Raw genomic sequence first — 21,284 nt, forward strand, 5'->3', positions numbered from 1 at the left:
ATTCGCTCATTCACTCAATAAACAAGTAGATATGAAAAATCAAACAAGCCTTCCTCCCAAATGGGCAGATAAACTGCTTCAAGCGATGCTTCCGCCTGATTTGTCGGAAGAGTTGCAGGGAGATATGCATGAACAGTTTGAGATACAGGTAGAGGAGGTTGGATTGTTCAAAGCCAGATGTTTGTATGTGTGGGAAGTGCTACGATTTTGCCGGCCTTATTTTTTGAAACGTCGTTTATCAGCACAGGCTGATGATTTAAATAATATTTACTCTTTAATAAACCTTATTATGCTAAGAAATTATCTGAAAATCGCTTTTCGCAACCTGATGCGTGCCAAAAGCTATACCTTTATCAATATCAGTGGTTTGGCAGTTGGTCTGGCTGCTTGTACGCTGATTATCCTCTGGATACAAGATGAATTACAATATGATCGATTCTACAGCAAAACCGATCGGTTATATCAGGTCTATAACAAGGATATTTTCAGTGGAACACCGCAAACCTGGGAGACAACTCCAAGGCTCCTGGCACCAACCCTGAAACAGAATTATGCAGAAATAGAGGAAACAACAAGATTCCGGTCAACAGGATTTACCTTAAGTGTAGGGGATACAAAAATGAACGCCAGCGGCGCTTTCGTTGACCCTTCTTTCCTGAATTTATTTGATTTTACACTTAAATCGGGTAATGCGCAAAGTGTGTTGTCAGGTAATAATGGTATTGTGATTACTGAAGAACTAGCCGAAAAATTATTCGGTACTACGCTGGCAGTTGGCAAGATAGTACAGATTAATAATAAGGAAAGCTTTTCAGTAACAGGTGTGTTGGAAAATTTACCTAATAACAGCAAATTCAATTATATCTCATATTTATTGCCTTATAATTATTTTATTAACCTGGGTTGGGGCACTGATGCCTGGGAGTCAAATAATGATTTTACTTATGTATTATTGAAAGAGCATGCCGATGAAGCGGTAGTAAACGAGAAAATTAAAAGTGTAACAGCTGAACATTTGAAAGGCATCCTGGATGATGTGAAAAATCGTCAGATTTATTTGCATCCGGCCAATAAATGGCATCTGTATTCGAAACAGGAAAATGGGCAACTGGTTGATGGAAAAATCGTAACTGTACGCCTATTCGGTTTAATTGCTGCTTTTATTCTTCTGATAGCCGCTGTTAATTTTATTAACTTAAGCACCGCCCGAAGCGAAAAAAGAGCGAAGGAAGTAGGCGTAAGAAAAGTAGCAGGCGCCCAGAAAATATCATTGATTTTACAATTTATAGGTGAGTCGGTTTTATTAACCTTTTTTGCAGGCATTGTAGCGCTATTCATTGTTTTGTTAAGCCTACCCATGTTTAATCAGCTGACTGGCAAAATCCTTTCATTGAATTTTACTTCCGGCTATTTCTGGTTGGCTGGCATGGGTGTTCTATTATTTACAGCCCTTCTTGCCGGCGCCTATCCTGCTTTTTTCCTGGCTAATTTTCAGCCTTCTAAAGTACTCAAAGGTGGACTTCGCTCACAAAGAGCCGCTTTTACTCCTCGCAAAATTCTGGTAGTAACACAATTTACTTTTGCCATTGTGCTGATTGTGTCTACCCTGATTATCAGCCGACAGATTGATTATGCACAGAACCGTGACAAAGGCTTCAATCAGAATAATTTACTTTTTACAGACTTACCGGGCGACCTAGCCTCACACTATGAGGCTTTGCAAGCGGAATTACTCGAAAGTGGTGCTGTGGTTTCTATGGGTAAATCTTTAGGCCCCATTACCAATATTAACCTACGCCAATGGGGTGTTACCTGGCCAGGCAGTACATCCATTGATAAGGATATTGAGTTTGACAGATTTGGAACTGACGCCAATTTTACAAAAATAACGGGTACAAATCTGGTAGCAGGAAGAGAAATAGATATACATAAATATGCAACTGATTCAAATGCAGTTGTACTGAATGAAACAGCCGTAAAAACCATGCATCTGAAGAACCCTGTAGGTACGAATATCAAATTTGGTAATGCAGACTGGCATGTGGTAGGAGTAGTGAAAGACTTTGTTTATGCTTCTCCTTTCGACCCGATTAATCCGGCATTAATTGAAGGCCCTGGTGGTCCGATTGGTTTAGGTTGGATAAGCATTCGCCTGAACCCTGCCAATTCGACTGCTGATAATCTGGCAACCTTAGAAAAGGTTTTCAATAAATATAATCCGGCTTATCCTTTCGAATATATGTTTGCCGATGAATCGTATAAAGCAAAATTTGAAGACGAGCAACGCACAGGCACTTTAACGGGTCTATTTACAGGGCTTACCATCTTTATCGCCTGCTTAGGTTTGTTTGGCCTGGCAGCTTACACAGCCCAGCAACGTACCAAAGAAATAGGTATCCGCAAAGCCTTAGGTGCCCCAGTGATAAGTGTGGTACAACTCTTAACCAAAGATTTTATTCGCCTGTTGTTGGTTGCTTTTGCCATTGGAGCCCCAATTGGCTGGTATGCAATGGAACAATGGCTGAAAGGTTATAATTATCGCATTTCCATTGGCGTAGGAGTCTTTATTGTTACCCTCTTATCTGCCATTTTTATTGTCTTAGTCTCAGTAAGCTTTCAGGCAATTAAAGCCGCATTGGTTAATCCGGTGAAGAGCTTGAGAAGTGAATAAAGAAAATAGTTCAAAAACATTAGAAAAATGCCAAGCAATCCAACTCCTCCCAAATGGGCAGACAAACTCCTGAATGCTTTTCTGCCTGAGGATTTAGCAGAAGAACTACAAGGAGATATGCACGAGCAGTTTGAGGTGCAGGTGGAAGAACTTGGCCTTAAAAAAGCCCGATGGCTATATGTATGGGAGGCACTTCGGTTTTGTCGGCCTTATTTTCTGAAGCGTCGTTTAGGTGCTTCTTATCAAGATAATTATTCTAATTCTGTATCAATACTTTCACTACTTATGATTCGCAATTACTTTACCATCGCCTGGCGGAACTTGCGTCGGAACTCCGCATTTTCAGCCATTAATATTTTCGGCTTAGCCATTGGCATCAGCTGCTTTATGCTGATAGCTGTATTTGTGTATAGTGAATTAAGTTATGACCGGCACGTGGCTAATGCCAACCAGATATACCGTGTCAATCTGGCTGTAACCGGAAACGGCAATATCATTACTTACCCCAATGCCGACTATGCAGTAGGGATAGGTATGAAGAATACTTTCCCCGAAATAAAAGACTTCACACAGGTCTCTCAGGCAGTCGATTTTGTGAAATATGAAAATAACCAGTTTAAAGAGCAGCACATGGCTTTTGCTGAGGCCAATTTTTTGAAAATGTTCTCCATTCCATTATTAGAAGGCAATATTGACAAAGCTTTGGTAGAACCAAATAGCATTGTGATTTCGAAAACAATGGCGACCAAATATTTTGGCGACCAGGACCCCATCGGTAAATCTTTAGCTATTGGCACGCAACAGGCGGCATACAAGGTAACAGGTCTATTTGATAAAGTACCCGATAATTCGCATTTTCATTTTGATGCCTTTTTGAGTATGTCTACCTGGCATATAACAAACCCGACCTGGAGTAACTTGGGGCCTTATACTTATCTTGAATTAAATAAGAATACAGATGTAAAGAAACTGGAAGCAAAGTTTCAGCAACTGGTGATGAAATATGTAGTGCCGGAAGTACAACGAGACATGGGTATCAGTCTGGCAGAAGCACAGAAATCGGTAGAGACTTTCCGCTTTTTATTACAGCCACTTACTGACATACATTTATATGGCGAAACCAAATATGAAATCGAGCCAGGTGGAGATATTCAATATGTATATGTTTTTTCAGCTTTAGCTGTCTTTATTCTGCTTCTGGCTTGTGTCAATTTCACTAACTTATCAACGGCACAATCAGCTAAACGTTCTAAAGAAGTGGGTATCCGCAAGGTATTGGGTTCTATCAAAAAACAATTAGTCTTGCAGTTTCTGGCTGAATCTATCCTGCTGACCTCTCTTGCTATGCTATTTGCGTATGCACTTATCTTTTTGTTTTTGCCTTATTTCAACGAGTTGGCTAATAAAAACGTGAGTTTTTGGTTCTTCCTGGATTATAAAGTAATTGCTGCACTATTTCTGGTGAGCTTTATGTCGGGTATCATTGCAGGTATTTATCCGGCATTCTTCTTGTCTTCATTCGGTATCATCCAAACCCTGAAAGGAAGATTATTTGCTGCGGGGAAAAATAAAAACCCACTCCAGAGTAGTTTGATAGTCTTTCAGTTTTCGGTATCCACCTTGCTGATTATTGCCACAATTGTGGTCTATCAACAATTGCAACATATGCAGAATAAAAAACTGGGCTATGATAAAGACCAGGTGATATTCATGCCTGATGCCCGACTATTGGGCACTAATCAAATGGCTTTTCAGGAGCAATTGAAGAAAGATAACCGGGTGGTTTCAGCGAGTATTTCACGCATGGTGCCGGGCAACAATAACTTGAACGGAACCCAGATTCACCCCGTAAATGAGAATGGTAATGGAGTAGAAATACATATTGATATTTTTAATATCGACTATGATTACATGAATACCTTGGGCATAAAAGTTAAACAAGGTCGCGCCTTCTCAAAAGAGTTTTCAACAGATTCATCAGGAGTAATTATTAACGAATCGGCTGTACGTGAATTGGGCTGGAACAATAAAAACCCGATTGGCAGAAGCATTGTGCGCTCTGGAAACAGAGAGTTTAAGGTCTTAGGCGTAATGCAGGATTTTAATTATGCTTCAGTAAAACAAAAAGTAGCCCCGGCTATGATGGTGCTAGGGCAGAATTATGGTGGTATGGTTATCAAAATCAATACCAAAGATGTAAACGGATTTATAGACCATCTCAAAAAACAATGGGATAGCTTTAATCCGGGAGGGCCAATGGAGTACTATTTTCTGGATGAGAAATTTGCCGCCCTTTATGCCAGCGAACTACGCACGCAACAGATATTTTCGGCCTTTGCAGTATTGGCTATTATCATTGCCAGTCTGGGTTTATTTGCCTTGTCAACGTTTATGATGGAGCAACGCAAAAAAGAAGTGGGTATCAGAAAAGTATTGGGTGCTTCTGTGAGTGGCATTGTACAACTACTAGTAAAAGACTTCCTGATGTTGGTGCTTATTTCCATTCTGATAGCTTCTCCATTGGCATGGTATGCCATGAATAAATGGCTACAGGATTTTGCCTACAAAATAGATTTACAATGGTGGATGTTTGCCTTAGCAGGTGTATTAGCTATTATTATTGCTTTATTAACGGTTAGCTTTCAAGGCATTAAAGCGGCTTTAATGAATCCGGTGAAGAGTTTGAAGAGCGAATAGCATAGGGCAGAGAGCATGGGGCATGGAGCGAATGGCAAAAGGAAAAGTTTAGATTTATTTTCCCAAGCCCTTTGCACCATGCCCCATGCTTTTTCATTATTTTTAAATTTTTTTAATAATTAATGCGGAATTTTGTAATTTTTTAATTTTAATTCGTTTTATATGACTATTTTAGCAAGACTTTTAGTTAAAAAGTAAAATAAATTGTAATTAAAGCAAAAGTCCCCTTGTTTTAGGGGATTTTTTGTAGGTAGGTGCTATATTCTAAATCCAATCAATACTACATTAAATAATCTTCATCGATTAACTCTTGTGAAAACCCCGGAAAAAGAAGAAATTCAGGGGTAGAAATCTTAATGGAATTTGAGATAAATCCATGCACACAATTCCTAATCTACGACAGCTAATATGCCCATACAACCCACCATAAAGCAGTTGAGAGTTAAAGAGTTTCTACCAGACGAATCAGCAATTTGATTTTATAAAAGAAGAGTGGGGCATGCTGAAAGGAGGCAAAAATACATACTATTATTTCAGCAAGAAATAAATGTCCGATTTACCCCTCTTTTTGGCGTTTCTATACCCTTGTTATATGGGAATGAGGTTGTAATTTTGCCTATCAGAAAACTACTTTCCCATTCATGCAAGCAATTGAAGTGAATCAACCACAATCCACCACAAAGAATATTGGCCGCACTGAGTTTATAGTCATGATGGCGTGCATAGAGCTACTCACGGCATTGGCTATTGATATTATGTTACCCACCTTTGATGCCGTCCGACAGGAATTTCATTTAGGCGCGGAATCAACGGCTACGGCGCGCCTGGTTACTTTTTTCTTTTTCGGACAATTATTTCAGTTAATCTTTGGCCCAATGGCTGATAAATACGGTCGCATTCCTGTGATACGCACTGGATTTGCACTTTATTTAAGTGGTTGTATTGCCACAGTGCTAGTACCAAGTATGTTCTGGTTATTAATAGCTCGTTTTGTGATGGGTATGGGCTCTTCGGCTATGTTTGTAGGTGTTTTAGCTTCCGTAAGAGATAGGTTTGTGGGTAATGAGATGGCTCGTGCCATGTCTTTGATTTTTACAATCTTTCTGATTGTTCCAGTGGTCGCACCTTTGTTGGGTGCTGCCATATTATCGGTGAGTAGCTGGCAGGTCGTATTTCTTACACCTGCATTCTTTGCCGCAATTGTTTTTATCTGGTCGCTACGCTTAAAAGAGTCCCGACCAGCAGTTGAACAACCCAGAGTTAATTTACTTACCATTTTTCGGTCTTTCAGAGAGGTATTTGCCAATCGTACCTTTATCAGATACACAACCATAACTACCATTCTATTTGCCGCTTTTAGTTCTTATGTCAGTAGTTCTGAGCGGATTGTAGGGACTATCTACGGGCAACCACATCTCTTTGTCTATATCTTCGGCATTATCGGATTCTGCATGAGTGTCTTTACCTTCATCAATGCCCGGCTTGTGCAACGTTTTGGAGCGCGTCGTACTTTACGTTCACTTTTAATTATCTATGTTTGTCTGGCTATTTTGTTAATGATTTTAACACTTACTTCGAAAGAGCCGATTCACTTATACGTTTTATTTACGATTGTGGGCTTGCTGCAAAGCGTGAATATAGCTATTGAGCCAAATAGCAGTTCGTTAGCACTAGAGCCTATGGGTGATAAGGCAGGAATGGCTGCATCTATCTACGGCACTTCTTATCTGGTAGTTGGTGCCTTTGGTGGCTCTGTAATTGATAGTTTACTCGTACATTCAGTTGTGCCTCTTACAATTGCCTATTGTGTGGGTGGAGTAATTACACTAGTACTTTTTAGCTTGAACAGAATTGAGTGATTTAAGGTAAAAGGGTATTTTTATCAATATTCTCGTGTACAAAATCTGCCACATCAGCTAATTTAGCAAAGGCAGCTTTCTTTTCATTACTCTCACCTTTGTTGAAAACCGAAAAGGTTTTCCAGTCAACTACCGCTATATTTTTTATTCTATCGATAATACCTCCACAATCCAGCTTTAAAGCATCTAACCGATAGTCATAAATTAATTCAAGACATACCGAGGGCTGATTTTTAGGATAAAAAGTCCAGGTGATTTTCATGCTTCGTATTTTGATAAGTAAAAATACAGAAATACAAGTCCTAAATATCTGTCAAACTCAAAATAAAGCCTAAAAACTTTTATAGTCTTAACCCGAACAATTAATTTTGGAGGTGGTTATTAGAAAGATAGATCCACAAATGCCATTTACCTATACTTTTATGACGCGATTTTTTTCTTTAGTGCTGGGACTCACCTTTCTTTCTTTTGCCCTTTCTGCGCAGGAGGTCAGTGCTTTTCTCTTTAAAAAACTAATACGAGTGAAATCTGTTGTAGTGGACGATAAGGGAAAACAATATACCATTTACGGCGGTGGATTTACCGTAAACGGCAAATATTTGGCTACTACTTATAGCGTTTATCGTCCATCTGGTTTCAGCAAAAAGCCAAAGAGAATGGTGGTCTACTATAATTATACTTTAGATGCCAATAATAATATAAAATATGACTCAGTTGATATAGACCTACTCTATAAATATGTTGGCAAACAGTACGATTTCTCAAAGCATGTATTTAAGGAAGGAAAATTAGAAACAGATTTTATTGTATTGAAGTTGAAGAAGACAATTCCCGTTAAAGCGAGTGAGTTTAATACAGAGGCCAATTTACGTAAGTATACCCAATTGCCTACTATGGCTTTTGACAATGTAGAAAACCAGCTCAGGAATGATACATTGATCTATCTACTACCTCAATTTTATAACAACGTCAAGGAGTCGTATCAATTAGTGATGTTTGGCTCCTCGAAAGTTGGATTTTCCGGAACACCCATCTATAATATCAAGGGCGAAATCGTATCGGTTTTGCAATTCGGACTTGGAGAGATTAACGAATTATATATTACTTCCTTAAACAAAGCTGGTTGGCTCACTGATGAAGATGTGAAAGCTATCAGAAAAGGCTATACAGAGTTAGATCCTCGCAACTTTGTTTTTGGTACGAATATCAAGTATTTTTTAGATAAGTACCTCAAGGGGTTCAAATAGTTAAGAGGTAATATATAGATTCCAGGTTCTGTTAATCTGCTATTAGCTTAAAGTGTAGAATACCTACCCCCACATTCTTATGGCATAAAATTTTCCCGTTTGTATGAATCCATACAACATAAAAATTTAATGTCATGAAAACGATAAAATTATTTGGTTTAGGTTTGCTAGCCTTATTAGGCTTACAAGCTTGTGAGAAGGAAAAAGAAGCTGTTTCCGTAGAACCAGTTACTATTTCAAACCTGACTTGTCCCGGGGCAGTCTTTACAGGTTTAGCTAAAGCAGGTGTTACTTATAATGGAACGTTTACAGTGCCCTACAGTGGGGGAGATGGCAGTAGTTATACCTCAGACAATGGCGTATCTTCAACAGGAGTAACAGGTCTTTCAGCTATTTTAGTGCCGGGTACTTTGGCTGTAGGTTCTGGTATGATTACTTACGCAGTTGCAGGGACACCATCCGCAGGTGGAGCTGCGTCTTTTGTAATTAATTTTGGGGGTCAATCATGCACGGTTGCTTTTCCAGTTTCTGAATCACCAACTGCACCTGAACCTCCAGTTGGTGAATAAATGGAATTAAGCTATTATTCATACGAGCCTCTTGACAAGAGGCTTTTTTTATTGCCTGATTTAAAATAATTTAATACACTTAGTGAGCAAATAATCTGTTAAATCTAAATTATCTTTATCTGCAAATCTCACATAAATATCTGATAGAATGGCTATCTGTCTTTCTTTTCTGCGCGTACCCGATATTGAAAGCACAATTGAATGGTATCTGAAATTAGGGTTTAAATGTCTGGGTACGCATGCCGAGCCTGGTTGCGGTTTGAATTGGGCCTTACTTGATTGGGCGGGTGCGCAGTTTATGCTATATCCAGAAGGTAGAGAAGATGCTACAATTACAAAAGACGCGGGCATATACATTATTGTGGATTCAATTGACGAACTGATTGAGCCAATCAAAGCTAATGCAGAAATAACAGAGGTAAATCCCGGAACTGAGTATGGGAAAAAGGAAATTGTTTTTAAAGACCTGAATGGCTTTCAAGTGACATTCGGCTGCGATATTTAGTAACTTTTAGTTTTATTCGCCTAAATGGCATCACAATTATACTTCGCTTAAAAACCAATCATGTTTATTTATCGTAAATAAAAAAAATCGCGCGATAAAATCACACGATTTTTCAAATAGTATTACAATAAATAAATCAATCCATGTACCCATGGAATTTGACCACAAATTTTAAAAGTTTTTTGGCTTAATTGCAAGAGAAACACTTGAAACTTCAGCTTGTGTAGACCAATAGCCCTGATTCGGTAAGAGCTATTGGTTTTTACTATGGAAATGATAACGCTTGCTCATTTAAATAACCTACACTATTGGCGATTATAGGATTTAGATTGAGGATTTAATCTTAAAATTAACATCAGTTCTTAAGCTATATTTCCCAGTCAGATACCAAGTTAGCATATCCCCAAAGGTCATATCAAGCGTTTTTCGATGCAGATTAGGCAATAATTGAAAATCGGTAAAGTCAATTTTATTAAATGTGATGATTTTAATTACCCATGTTATCAGGAAAAAAAATAATAGTAGAATATTTACAATGCCTAGACCCGGGCGCATCAGCTCTCCTTCTGAAAGAAAATGTTTTGAATAATCAAAATCTATAAAATCTAGATCATACTTAGTTACAAATTTTTCCAGGAGTTCAAAATTATCATCACCAGCACAGCCTAAATCTTTAGCTACGGTAGTTTTAAGCGAAATTTTTTTTACCCCCACTTCTTTACTAGCAAACTTTTTTACTTCTATGTAGGCAGCACGGAGAGTGCTAAAATCTGAATAAACGATAGTAGGTTCCATAAGAGTTTTATACTTTCTTCTGTTGTTCCAAATCTACAATAGCTTTTTCGATTCTTCGCTTACGCGTTTCTTCTGTTTTTGCCTGTTCTATTGAACCAATGAAATATTTTTTATTACTATTGGATAGCGTCTCAAAATACTGTCTGGCAGCCGGACTATGCTCTAAAGCACTCAGGAAATCAGCAGGGACTTCCACCACTCGTGGCTGATTATCAAGTATTACACTTACTTCAATGATTTCACCACTTTTGATACCCGCTTTATCTCTTACCTCAGCACTGACCGGTAGCATGAAAACTCCACCTATCACCGCAACCGTACTTGGATAAGTATAGCCATTAATAGTAACTTTTACCGGAGGTTTTTTACTCTGACCTAACTTTTCAACTATCTCTGCCGGAACTTCAACGCCAGTGGCTGTTTTTCCGGCTAATAATAATTCGGTTTTAAATACAAGTTGCTGATTTTCCATGAGCTTTTTTATTTACAAAGTAAGTGGAAAATTTATAATTGAGAAATGTATTGAAACGACAATTGATGGGGGTGTTTGGGACAAATTAGGGGTTAAATAAATATGGTTTTTGTCAATGGGGCATTTATATATTTCTCAAATCTTAAAATTAAAAAAAGACACAAGCCTGCGCCTGTGCCTTTCGTAATTTATCTAAATACTTAAAACTATTCCATCATCATTTCTGAATGTTCGGATGCTTCTATTTTCTTGCCACCAATAAATAGCAGAAGAAGAGGCAAACAAACCAGAAAGAACGCCCCAATTACCAGGAAGGTATCATTATAAGTCAATACCAATGCTTGTCTTATTACCGTTCCCTGCATCATCTTGTAAGCCTTTTCTGTGGCTGTTACCAGCGCATCTCCTTTCGACATAAACAAACCTACAAACTGTTTCATACGCTCGGCTGAGATAGGATTATAAGCAGAGATATTATCGCTCAAACGCGCCGTATGAAAGACTGTACGGGTTGAGATATAAGTAGTCATGATAGCTGTACCAAATGTACCACCCAACTGACGAATCATACTTGATAGGGCAGAGCCTTGTGCCATCTTTGCCGGTTCAAGGTCAGCTACGGTAATAGTCATTAATGGAATAAAGATTAATCCCATACCTATCCCGCGTATCATCAACGGCCAGAAAAAATCATCCGGGCCTGTTGAAAGACTCAAACCTGATAAATAATAACAAAATGCCACAAACAGCGCAAAACCAATGGCCGAATACCAGATAGGAGATATAAAGTTTTTACGCATAAGCACACCTACTATCAACATCATAAAACCTGTGACAATCGAACCGGGCATCATCAATAAACCTGTCTGACTAGCCGTGAACCCTAAGATAGTCTGGCAGAAAACCGGAACAATAAATACCGAAGCAAACAAACCAAAGCCTAAAATAAAGTTAAAGAGATTAGCTACTGCAAAGCGTCGGTTAGCCAATAGTCTTAAGTCCAGAATAGGAATATGCGCAATCACTTGTCGCCAGATAAAGCCCAGCAACCCAACCACAGCTACAATTGTCATGAAGACAATAAAACTTGATTCAAACCAGTCATTTTCATGGCCTTTCTCCAGAATAATCTGCAAACCACCAACACCCATTACCAGCATTACCAGCGCCAGCCAGTCCATCTTACCCGCGGGTACAGGTTCGGAGGGTTCCTTGATATAACTAAAAGTGAGGAATGTTGCCAATATCCCGAATGGAATGTTGATATAGAATACCCAACTCCACGAAAGATGGTCGGTTATATATCCTCCTAAAGTAGGCCCGATAGATGGCCCGATGATAACCCCCATACCGAAAATGGCATTGGCGAGCCCAAGGTCTTCTTTAGGGAATGTCTGAATCAGGATAGCCTGAGCGGTGGTTAATAGTCCACCACCGCCGATACCTTGCACCACACGGAAGAATACCAGTTCCCATACATTGGTTGAAAGCCCACAGAAAACGGAGGCAACCGTAAATAAAATGATGGAAGCGGCAAAGTAGTTCCGGCGGCCGAGTTTAGCACTTAACCAGCCCGACATGGTAATCATGATGGCACTGGCGGCGGCATAACCCGTCACAACCCAGCTGATGTCCCCAAGCGATGCTCCCAAATTCCCCATCATCTGATTCAACGTAACGTTTACGATGGATGAGTCGATGGTTTGTAGGAGGGCTGCTGTGGTAACAGTCGCTACGATTATCCATTTATCAAATCCTAATTTTAACATCTGTTTATTTCTTTTGTGTGTCAACGGCTACCGATACACTCAAACCCGGGCGTAATTTGGCAAAAACCGGACTACTTTTATCAATTTCTATTTTCACCGGCACGCGTTGTACCACTTTTACATAGTTACCTGTAGCATTATCTGGTGGAATCAATGAGAATTTTGCACCGGTTGCTCCGGCAAAAGATTCCACTTTACCAGTCAATTTCTCTTTTCCATAAGCATCTACATCAATATCAACCGGTTGTCCTAATTGCATTTCAGTCAATTGTGTTTCTTTAAAATTGGCTGTTACCCACAATTTATCTGTATTTACAATCGAACAAAGCGCTTGCCCTGGTTGAATTAACTGGCCAACCTGTACCGAACGTCTTGACACCACACCAGAGGCCGGAGCCACCACTACAGTATAAGACAATTGTAATTTAGCTAAATCTAACTCTGCCTGACGTTGTTTGGCAGTTGCCTGCGCCACACCAATCTGGCTTTCAACAGCTTTGCGTTGCGAGCTTGTTACACCTGTTTGTGTCGTAGCAGCATTAACCTGCAATTGAGCAGTCTCTAATTGCGATTGTGCTGCTTGTAGTGCCGCCTGAGCAGCATCACGTTCTGCCTGTATATTGTCAAATTGTTGTTGTGGAATAGTTTTTTCGGCTAATAAACGGCTATAACGGTCGAAATCGGTCGTAGCTTTTTTCAAACGAATTTGTGCAGCAGCTACATTGGCTTGTGCGGTAGCAACCTGATTACGGGCTGTTTGCACGTTGGCTTGTGAACTCTGTATAGTAGCTGATGCCACACCAATATTAAACTGGCTCACTCCTCCGGTGGCTAATGCTGTCTGTAAACCTGCTTCTGCTTGTGCTACACGAATCTTATAGTCGGCATCATCAATAATAAAAAGTGTATCACCTGCTTTTACTGCCTGGTTATCCTGAAAGCGGATAGCTTTGATATAACCGCCAATTTTAGGTGTAACCGCATTTACATCTCCATCAATTTGTGCATCGTCTGTGGTTTCGTAACGTTGTAAGTACTGGATTTCTTTCCATCCATAAATAAGTGCGGCAATCAATGCAATGGCACCCACTACTCTGATAATTATCTTGGTATTCATGATTGTTTATTATGAAATAATGTGTTTTTAAATGTTAATGTTGACCCCAACCTAACCCTCCCCAACAGTGGAGAGGGAATTATATTTACGATTGTTTTACGTGAATAGTCGATTTTTTTCTCCCATACCCACTGTTGGAGAGAGGGTTGGGGTGAGGGGGTTAATTTTTTCCCGTAGCTTTCAAAAGTCTCTGGTAAGCTAGTTGCCCGTCTACTTTTGAATTAATCAGGTTTAATTGTGCTTGTAATAAAAATGTATTAGCATCAAGTAGGTCAGTAGAACCTACCAAACCGTTGCGGAAACGGGATTCTGTCAGACGATAATTCTCTTGTGCTTGCTCTAATGCTGTTTTAATAACCTTTTGTTGCTCAATAGCTAATTCATAATTATGATAAGCCGCTACAACTTCTGAGCGAATCTGGTCAGTTTGTTGTTGTCCTTGGATAATGCTTTCGTTGATAGCCGTTTTAGCACTGCTCAGACGTCCTTTCAGGTTATATAATGAACCGATATTATATGAAATCCCTAAACCTATATTCCAGGCATTGATAAAAGTATTCGCTTCAGGAATAAGGCTTGCATTCGGGTTTACATAATTATAGCCTGCAGATAAACCTACATGCGGATATTTATTGCTTTTAACCAGACGCAGTTGCGCATCAGCTGATTGTTGACGTAGAGCAATTGCCTGTAATTCAGGGCGAACCTGAATGGCCTGATCTATAAAACTGTTTATTGCCTCAAGTGCAATTACCTGATTGGCAAGTGTAGTATCCACTGCAATAGTAGATGCATTTTCAGCACCAATCAGCAATCCAAAATTGAAAAGAGCGGTTTCTTTGGCTTTTTCAACCTGCAAGCGGCTCAGTTCCAGATTATGTTTTTGCAATTGTAGTTTCAATACTTCGTTTGACAAGATAACCCCTTCTTTTTCTAAATTACGGGCATCTTTCTCGCGTTCATCAAACTGCTGAATGTTCTGGTTGATAACGTCTCTCGAACGGATAAGCTTTACAATATTATAATAAGCATCGGTAACAGTATACACCAATTCCTGACGGTTACGTTGCACATCCAGTTTGCTGGCGCGTAATAATAAGTCAGCCGATTGTTGGGCAGCTTTCTCAGCAAAACCTCCGAATATTTCTTTTTTGATAGAGACAGCTCCCATAGTTGCGCTGAATCCTCCGGCTGGAAGCCCGAATAATGGCTTGCCATCTTCGCCTTCTCCAAAGGCAAACGGCGTAATCAGGCTAAAGCGGGAGTAGGAGAGGGATGCACTGGCTTGAGGTAAGTTGCGGTCTTTTACTTCTTGCGCACGTGCTTCAGCACCTTGCACGCGCAGGTTGGCTGCTTTCAGTCCTTTGTTATTCTGAATAGCCATATCAATGGCCTGGCTCAGTGGCATTGGAGTAGACTGAGCAAGGGCGCTTCCTATGCTCAATCCGAATAATCCAATGGCTGTAATGTACTTCTTCATTGTTATTTGTTTCTGATTTTGGTCAAAAGTGTGTTTAATGTTTTTACTTCTTCGTCGGTCAGATGACTGACAATTGATTCGAAATTCTGAAACTCCAGAGCTACTTTTTTTACAAATTCGTTTGATTCTTCGGTGAGACGTAATTTTACCCGACGGCGATTTTCTGGGTCAACTTCTCGTACAATCAGGTTTTTGCTTATCAGGCGATCAGTCAGTCGCGTCATGTCCGAATTTAGCTCGTGCATTTTGTTTTTAAGCTCTCCTGCATTAAGGCTTCCCGGAAAAACCTCCTGTAACTGGCGTAGTACAGAGTATTGTTGAACCGATAATTTAAAAGGAGCGAGTTTCTGATCGAAATAATTAAAGATGTAGCCATCCGTTATGTGCAGGTTGGCTATCAGCTCGTGGTATTGATTTTTATACTGTTTACCCATATCTTCTTTCAAAAGTGGTACAAATGTATAGACTATATTTGTTTAAACAAATTACGTTTAAACGAGGTTGTTTGATGATATAATTATTCAAATAATTGTTAGATTTTTTTGGAGAAGAATAGAGGGGTTTGTGATGGAGTTAATATTACTTTTTAATATTATATCTAGTTTATAATCAAATAGATATATTGGTATTTAGTGCGTATTATATGGAGCTTATTAAAATGTGATTAAAGTTGTATTTAATAAACATGACGACCAAGTTGGACATAAGGCAGAAGAAAGTCGAGATATAAGAAATTTACCATTTTTTGTGTTTCAGAATAGTAATTCATTTCAAGAAATAAGAATTTTCTACTGCTTTTTCCTCCCATGCCCCCAGCCCTCTGCTCCATGCGATTTATCCTTCGTATTAAAAAATCACCTTTCGCTGACCATTCAGTAAATTATTGTAGGTTTTATAATGGTTTTGCCTTAAAATGTGCAAGAATTTTACTTACTTAGCTATACGTCATGAACAACCACAAAATACACCTAAATCAGTATTTGAGCATAAAATTCACCCATCAGATAAGTAATCCCGCTTCTTTAATAAAATCTTTATAACTAAGCTTATGCTTCCTTTAAATAGTGAACAAATACTTATTTAAAGGCATTTGAATCCACAATTTTAGCCAGTATTTTTAATAAGTACCCATTTTACTCCTTACTTAATTCTATTCCTATGCTTAAACTTTTATTTTCTAATCGTCGAAGGTTTCACAAATACTACCTGCTTTTGCTCACACTTGGTTTATCCGTTGGTGCTTTTGCCCAAAAAGAAGTAGAGAAAGTGAAAACCTATCTGAAAGCCAATGCTGCGCAATATCATTTATCTAATAAAGATATTGATGAAATGGATATTTCGAGCGCCTACCTATCACCATCTACCGGATGGTATCACGTATATTTTGTTCAGAAGTACCAGGCAATTGAAGTTTATAACGGGATTCTGAATACTATTCTGGTAAATGAAAATGTAGCGAACGTGGCTAATACCTTTGTAACTGATATTGCTTCTAAAATACCAGCCAAGATTACACTTATTCCTGTATCTCCTACTGATGCCATTAGTAAAGCTGCCACAAGTCTGAAATTGCCCGGTAATGATGCCAATACACAGCAAGTAAGTGTAAACAGGTTACCTAATGGGCAGATTGAAAAGGCAGTCTATACCAATGCAGATTTATCGAAAGATAATATAAACGTGAAACTATACTGGTTTCCTTACGATACGTTGGTTGGACAGCAAATGGTATCCAAAATAAATCTGGTATGGAATGTACAGATTTATACAAAAGATCATAAAAATAATTGGAGTGTACAGGTAGATGCCCTAACAGGTGATATTATTGATACCAAAGATATGGTTATCCACTGTGATTTCGGAACACCTGAGCATAAGCACGATTATGGTCCGATTATCAGTCATGAGCCAACATCGCAGACAAGAGAAAGTTTTGGCATTTCTCAACCCTTCGCCGCTAATAGTTATAAAGTATTTGATTATCCTTTAGAAAGCCCGAGCCATGGTTCTCAAACAGTTGTTATAAGCCCATATACCAGATTTTTACCAGCAGGTAAAGGACCGGGCGCAACCAACGGGTGGCATCATGACTCAGTCAGTACTTATACAACTACAAGAGGTAACAATGTATTTGCCAAAGAAGATAGAGATGATAACGATACAGGAGGCTATAGCCCGACTTCTGCTACACTGGATTTTAACTATGATTATAACAACGGAGTAGGTACTGCTAATGCAAACCTTGATGCCGCTATTACAAACCTTTTTTATTGGAACAACGTGGTGCATGATGTTTTGTATAGATATGGTTTTGACGAACCTTCAGGAAATTTTCAGAGGACCAATAAGACAGGATTAGGGTTGGGAAATGATTTTGTCAATGCCGACGCGCAAGATGGCTCAGGTACTGATAATGCTAATTTCTATACACCCATTGATGGTTTTAATCCACGGATGCAGATGTATTTATGGACCGCAGGAGGTACACCTGCTTATGAGCCCGATTCTGATTTTGATAATGGTGTTATTGCCCACGAATACGGACATGGATGGTCTACCCGATTAACAGGAGGCGCGGCTAATTCGAGTTGTTTGAATAACAGCGAGCAAGGAGGTGAAGGTTGGAGTGACTTTCTGGCCTTAATGCTAACCACCGATTGGTCAAAACTGACACCGACATTTGCCAGTGCGATTATTCCACGGGGGATAGGTACCTATTCGTTGGCAAAACAAACCAATGGAACAGGTATCCGAAACTATCGTTATTCGTATGATATGGCTAATATAAACTCAGTTGTGACCTATGGTAAAGTAGGTGATACCAAATTTGCCATACCTCATGGTATAGGATCAATATGGGCAACCATGTTATGGGATATGACCTGGGAAATTATTATGCAGGACGGTCAGATTGCTAATAATATTTATACAGTGCCGACTAATATTGCAGATATGAGAGGGAACATTGCGGCGCTTAAGTTAGTAAATGAAGGACTTAGACTACAGCCCTGTAGCCCAAGTTTTGTTCAGGCACGTGATGCTATCCTGACGGCTGATTCACTTTTATTTAATAAAAGATACAAATGTGCTATATGGAAAGCATTTGCCCGACGGGGTTTAGGAAGATTCGCTTCAACCGGCGCATCTACCAATGACCGTATAGTAACAGAAGATTTTACACCATTTGCAGACAGAGTTTTGACTTCTGTCAAAACAGCAACTATTTGCTCAGGTAGTGCATTTACCTATACTGCTACTTCTTCTGCCAGTGGTACTACTTTTGCCTGGAGCCGTCTGGCCGTTCCGGGAATCAGTAATGCTGCTGGAAGCGGTAACTCTGCTACTATCAATGAGACTTTGATAAATACGACTACCGAACCAATTATTGTAGTTTATTATTTTACATTGACACCAAGTAATTGTCCGGTCAAGCAAGAAGTTTGGGTGACTGTTAATCCGGCACCTGTTGCATCGGTGGGTACTTATTTAGTTTGTAAAGATAGTTCAGTACCGTCTGGACAAGGGTTAGCTGTATCTTCTACCTATACCTATAACTTATCAGGAACGATAGTTTCCGGCTCTACTTATAATAGAGCTAAGGGAGACAGTGCCACTACTTATGTGGCCTCCGGCACTAATGTTTATTATCAAGCTACAAGTTTTGTTTCACCAATAACTGGTCGGGTAGTCATTGAAACCATTGACGGATCCCTTACCGGATGTTGTAGGTTTGATACATACGTGTCACTTTATCAGAATAGCTTTACGCCAGCCACACCAGCTACCAATTTCTTAATAGGAGATGATGACAGGGCTGATAAAATATATGGCTCAAAAATAGGGTATAATCTGACAGCAGGAACTACCTATTATGTAGTAGTTGCTACTTATGGAGCCGGAACGACCGGAGGTTATACTTTACGGGCAAGCGTACCTGTTTTCCCACTCACCAATAATTGGTTTACGGCCAGTTCTGGTGGGGCTTCTATATTTTCAGGTAACGTTTTTAATCCGGTAGGGGTGGCTGGTTCTGGAGTACCTAATACAGCTACACCAGGTTCAACTAATTTTTATGTTGAAAATAGTAAGTACCCAGGCTGCCGTACGAAAACCACATTTATAATCAATCCTCCTTCTGTGGGTGGCACAATTGCGGGCAGTACAACAGTCTGTGCACCAACCAATGCTGGTACGCTTACCTTAAGTGGACATACAGGCTCAATTGTCAGATGGGAGTCTTCTACCGATAATTTTGCAAGTAATATAGTATCAATTACCAATACAACTACTACCTTAAACTTCTCAAATCTTACCCAGACAACCAGGTATAGAGCAGTAGTAAAAAATGGCAGTTGTGCTCAGGTTTATTCAGCAGTGGCAACTATTACAGTAAATACCGCGTCTCCACCTACACCTGTAGGCAATAGCCGATGTGGCACCGGAACAGTCACATTGACTGCCTCAGGTTGTGCAGGAGGGACCATTAACTGGTATGCCGGAGCCAGTGGAGGAGCGTCTTTAGGGACTGGTACAAGCTTTACTACGCCAAGTATCTCTAGCACCACTCCTTATTTTGCAGCTTGCACCGTTGGTAGTTGTACTTCTTCGAGAGTGTCAGCGACGGCTACTGTCAACGCTATTCCCGGAGCTCCAACGCCATCAGGTGCTAGCCGATGTGGCCCGGGAACAGTAACGCTGACTGCCACAGGATGTGCCGGAGGAAGCATAAGTTGGTATACAGTTACTACAGGAGGAACCTCAGTAGGAACAGGAGGGACTTATACCACGCCTAGTATTTCAAACACTACCACTTATTATGTAAGTTGTACTGTAAATGGTTGTTCTTCTGCCAGAGTTCCGGTGCAAGCTACAATCAATATAAATCTTACGATGTCGGGTGCTCAGGTTGCTGGCAATTATCGGGCATCTCAATCAATAACCAGTACGGCCAATGTGGCTACAGGTGTAAACTATTATGCAGGAAAATCTATATTACTGAATCCGGGCTTTCAGGCAGGGGCGAGTGAGACATTTAAGGCTGAGATAGCGAATTGCCCTTAGAAGATGAAGATTAATCCTGAACTTTGATTTAGCTGATTTTAGTAATCATAGCCCTGATAATTTTTATCAGCGCAATCATTAAATCAGCTAAATCAAAGTTCAGGATAAGTTATTTTTTATAGATACCAGTTAATAAATCTTTCACCGAACCTGGTTTTCTACCTAAAAGTTTTTCTAAATCAGTTTCAGTTGAAGCAAATTCTCCTTGTTTAAAACCTTCAGCAAAACCTGCTGAAACGCCAATAAGCTCGGCCGGAAGTCCTGCATTCTTTAATACTTCAATAAACGCCGAAGGCTCAGGACTTACATAGCCTATTTCTTTACCAACAGCTTCGCTAATAAACTTGGCAATATCGTGGAATGTAACGGCTTCTGTATTTGATATGGCATAATCCTTATTTTCGTGTCCTTCGTTAATCAATACATTAGCGGCTGCTTCTGCCATATCATTGCGTAGGGTAAATGCCACAGGAGTATCTCCTGCAGGGAAAAATATACCTGTTTCAGTTACATTATGTCCCACAAACATCGGAATATAATCGGCGTAGATATTATTGCGGAGAATGGTATAAGTTAAACCACTTTCTTTCAATGCTTTCTCGGTTGATAAATGAGATTTAGCTACCAGATAAATAGGAGAAGTCTCAGTTTCGTTTTTACGGACAAAACTGGTATACACTACCTGTCCGACACCGGCTTCTTTTGCAGCCTTAACCACATTGTCTTGCTGCAGTCCACGATTCACCACATCATTGCCTGATACAAAAAGTAATTTATCAATACCGTTAAATGCCTTTACAAGAGAATCATAATCATCATAATTACCCACTAGAATGGTAATGCCTTTCGCTTTTAAATCTCCGGCTTTGGCCTCATCTCTTACCAAGGCTGCTATATCTTTGGCTGGAGTACCTTTTTTTAATAAAAAATCTATGGTTGCAGTACCGAAATGTCCTGTTGCACCTGTTATTAAAATCATTGTTTCGTGTTTTTATTAATAGAAATTGTTTTATTGATGCAAAAGTAGTTATATTTGCTATAT

Annotated in this window: 15 protein-coding genes; 7 read left to right on the forward strand and 8 right to left on the reverse strand. The window is 39.5% G+C overall.

Going from position 1 to position 21,284, the window contains the following annotated elements; translation table 11 throughout:
* Positions 1-31 precede the first annotated feature (31 nt).
* The 3 genes from ACYVFA_RS12605 (at position 32) to ACYVFA_RS12615 (ending at position 7,227) form a co-directional block, all read left to right on the forward strand.
* A complete protein-coding gene (locus ACYVFA_RS12605; RefSeq protein ID WP_460472183.1) occupies positions 32-2,671 on the forward strand; it encodes an ABC transporter permease in 2,640 nt (879 codons plus the stop codon).
* 27 nt (positions 2,672-2,698) lie between these two features.
* The gene (locus ACYVFA_RS12610; RefSeq protein WP_460472184.1) at positions 2,699-5,368 is read left to right on the forward strand and encodes an ABC transporter permease; all 2,670 of its coding nucleotides are present in this window, start codon (positions 2,699-2,701) and stop codon (positions 5,366-5,368) included.
* 641 nt (positions 5,369-6,009) lie between these two features.
* The gene (locus ACYVFA_RS12615; RefSeq protein WP_460472185.1) at positions 6,010-7,227 is read left to right on the forward strand and encodes a multidrug effflux MFS transporter; all 1,218 of its coding nucleotides are present in this window, start codon (positions 6,010-6,012) and stop codon (positions 7,225-7,227) included.
* Position 7,228: 1 nt separating this feature from the next.
* Here ACYVFA_RS12615 and ACYVFA_RS12620 read toward each other — a convergent pair whose 3' ends face one another.
* Positions 7,229-7,489, reverse strand: coding sequence for a hypothetical protein (locus ACYVFA_RS12620; RefSeq protein WP_460472186.1), 261 nt, complete (start codon positions 7,487-7,489; stop codon positions 7,229-7,231).
* A gap of 160 nt (positions 7,490-7,649) precedes the next feature.
* Here ACYVFA_RS12620 and ACYVFA_RS12625 point away from each other — a divergent pair, with 160 nt between their 5' ends.
* From ACYVFA_RS12625 to ACYVFA_RS12635, 3 genes are all read left to right on the forward strand, one after another.
* Positions 7,650-8,474: a hypothetical protein gene (locus ACYVFA_RS12625; RefSeq protein ID WP_460472187.1), complete on the forward strand. Its 825-nt coding sequence runs from the start codon at positions 7,650-7,652 to the stop codon at positions 8,472-8,474.
* Positions 8,475-8,608: 134 nt separating this feature from the next.
* Entirely contained in the window at positions 8,609-9,043 is a 435-nt protein-coding gene (locus ACYVFA_RS12630) for a hypothetical protein (protein WP_460472188.1), read from the forward strand.
* 148 nt (positions 9,044-9,191) lie between these two features.
* Positions 9,192-9,548, forward strand: coding sequence for a VOC family protein (locus ACYVFA_RS12635; protein WP_460472189.1), 357 nt, complete (start codon positions 9,192-9,194; stop codon positions 9,546-9,548).
* Positions 9,549-9,872: 324 nt separating this feature from the next.
* On the opposite strand, the gene ACYVFA_RS12640 is transcribed toward ACYVFA_RS12635, so the two are convergent.
* The 6 genes from ACYVFA_RS12640 to ACYVFA_RS12665 all read right to left on the reverse strand — a co-directional run bounded on the left by ACYVFA_RS12640 (position 9,873) and on the right by ACYVFA_RS12665 (position 15,627).
* The gene (locus tag ACYVFA_RS12640; RefSeq protein WP_460472190.1) at positions 9,873-10,343 is read right to left on the reverse strand and encodes a hypothetical protein; all 471 of its coding nucleotides are present in this window, start codon (positions 10,341-10,343) and stop codon (positions 9,873-9,875) included.
* A 7-nt stretch (positions 10,344-10,350) separates the two neighbouring features.
* Entirely contained in the window at positions 10,351-10,815 is a 465-nt protein-coding gene (locus ACYVFA_RS12645) for a YdeI/OmpD-associated family protein (protein ID WP_460472191.1), read from the reverse strand.
* Positions 10,816-11,021: 206 nt separating this feature from the next.
* On the reverse strand, positions 11,022-12,584 hold the full coding sequence (locus ACYVFA_RS12650) for an efflux MFS transporter permease (protein ID WP_460472192.1): 1,563 nt from the start codon (positions 12,582-12,584) through the stop codon (positions 11,022-11,024).
* A 4-nt stretch (positions 12,585-12,588) separates the two neighbouring features.
* A complete protein-coding gene (locus tag ACYVFA_RS12655) occupies positions 12,589-13,701 on the reverse strand; it encodes an HlyD family secretion protein (RefSeq protein ID WP_460472193.1) in 1,113 nt (370 codons plus the stop codon).
* Positions 13,702-13,861: 160 nt separating this feature from the next.
* The gene (locus ACYVFA_RS12660; protein ID WP_460472194.1) at positions 13,862-15,181 is read right to left on the reverse strand and encodes a TolC family protein; all 1,320 of its coding nucleotides are present in this window, start codon (positions 15,179-15,181) and stop codon (positions 13,862-13,864) included.
* 2 nt (positions 15,182-15,183) lie between these two features.
* Positions 15,184-15,627, reverse strand: coding sequence for a MarR family winged helix-turn-helix transcriptional regulator (locus ACYVFA_RS12665; RefSeq protein ID WP_460472195.1), 444 nt, complete (start codon positions 15,625-15,627; stop codon positions 15,184-15,186).
* A 712-nt stretch (positions 15,628-16,339) separates the two neighbouring features.
* On the opposite strand from ACYVFA_RS12665, the gene ACYVFA_RS12670 reads away from it, so the two are divergent.
* A complete protein-coding gene (locus ACYVFA_RS12670) occupies positions 16,340-20,242 on the forward strand; it encodes a M36 family metallopeptidase (RefSeq protein ID WP_460472196.1) in 3,903 nt (1,300 codons plus the stop codon).
* A 109-nt stretch (positions 20,243-20,351) separates the two neighbouring features.
* Here the strand turns inward: ACYVFA_RS12670 and ACYVFA_RS12675 are convergent, their stop codons facing one another.
* On the reverse strand, positions 20,352-21,221 hold the full coding sequence (locus ACYVFA_RS12675) for an SDR family oxidoreductase (protein ID WP_460472197.1): 870 nt from the start codon (positions 21,219-21,221) through the stop codon (positions 20,352-20,354).
* Positions 21,222-21,284: the final 63 nt, after the last annotated feature.

Source organism: Emticicia fontis (genome assembly GCF_054779675.1).

Bases quoted from the DNA above. Each gene is read 5' to 3' on its own strand.
- ACYVFA_RS12605 (WP_460472183.1), top strand. From the start codon at position 32: ATGAAAAATCAAACAAGCCTTCCTCCCAAATGGGCAGATAAACTGCTT.
- ACYVFA_RS12610 (WP_460472184.1), top strand. From the start codon at position 2,699: ATGCCAAGCAATCCAACTCCTCCCAAATGGGCAGACAAACTCCTGAAT.
- ACYVFA_RS12615 (WP_460472185.1), top strand. From the start codon at position 6,010: ATGCAAGCAATTGAAGTGAATCAACCACAATCCACCACAAAGAATATT.
- ACYVFA_RS12620 (WP_460472186.1), bottom strand. From the start codon at position 7,489: ATGAAAATCACCTGGACTTTTTATCCTAAAAATCAGCCCTCGGTATGT.
- ACYVFA_RS12625 (WP_460472187.1), top strand. From the start codon at position 7,650: ATGACGCGATTTTTTTCTTTAGTGCTGGGACTCACCTTTCTTTCTTTT.
- ACYVFA_RS12630 (WP_460472188.1), top strand. From the start codon at position 8,609: ATGAAAACGATAAAATTATTTGGTTTAGGTTTGCTAGCCTTATTAGGC.
- ACYVFA_RS12635 (WP_460472189.1), top strand. From the start codon at position 9,192: ATGGCTATCTGTCTTTCTTTTCTGCGCGTACCCGATATTGAAAGCACA.
- ACYVFA_RS12640 (WP_460472190.1), bottom strand. From the start codon at position 10,343: ATGGAACCTACTATCGTTTATTCAGATTTTAGCACTCTCCGTGCTGCC.
- ACYVFA_RS12645 (WP_460472191.1), bottom strand. From the start codon at position 10,815: ATGGAAAATCAGCAACTTGTATTTAAAACCGAATTATTATTAGCCGGA.
- ACYVFA_RS12650 (WP_460472192.1), bottom strand. From the start codon at position 12,584: ATGTTAAAATTAGGATTTGATAAATGGATAATCGTAGCGACTGTTACC.
- ACYVFA_RS12655 (WP_460472193.1), bottom strand. From the start codon at position 13,701: ATGAATACCAAGATAATTATCAGAGTAGTGGGTGCCATTGCATTGATT.
- ACYVFA_RS12660 (WP_460472194.1), bottom strand. From the start codon at position 15,181: ATGAAGAAGTACATTACAGCCATTGGATTATTCGGATTGAGCATAGGA.
- ACYVFA_RS12670 (WP_460472196.1), top strand. From the start codon at position 16,340: ATGCTTAAACTTTTATTTTCTAATCGTCGAAGGTTTCACAAATACTAC.
- ACYVFA_RS12675 (WP_460472197.1), bottom strand. From the start codon at position 21,221: ATGATTTTAATAACAGGTGCAACAGGACATTTCGGTACTGCAACCATA.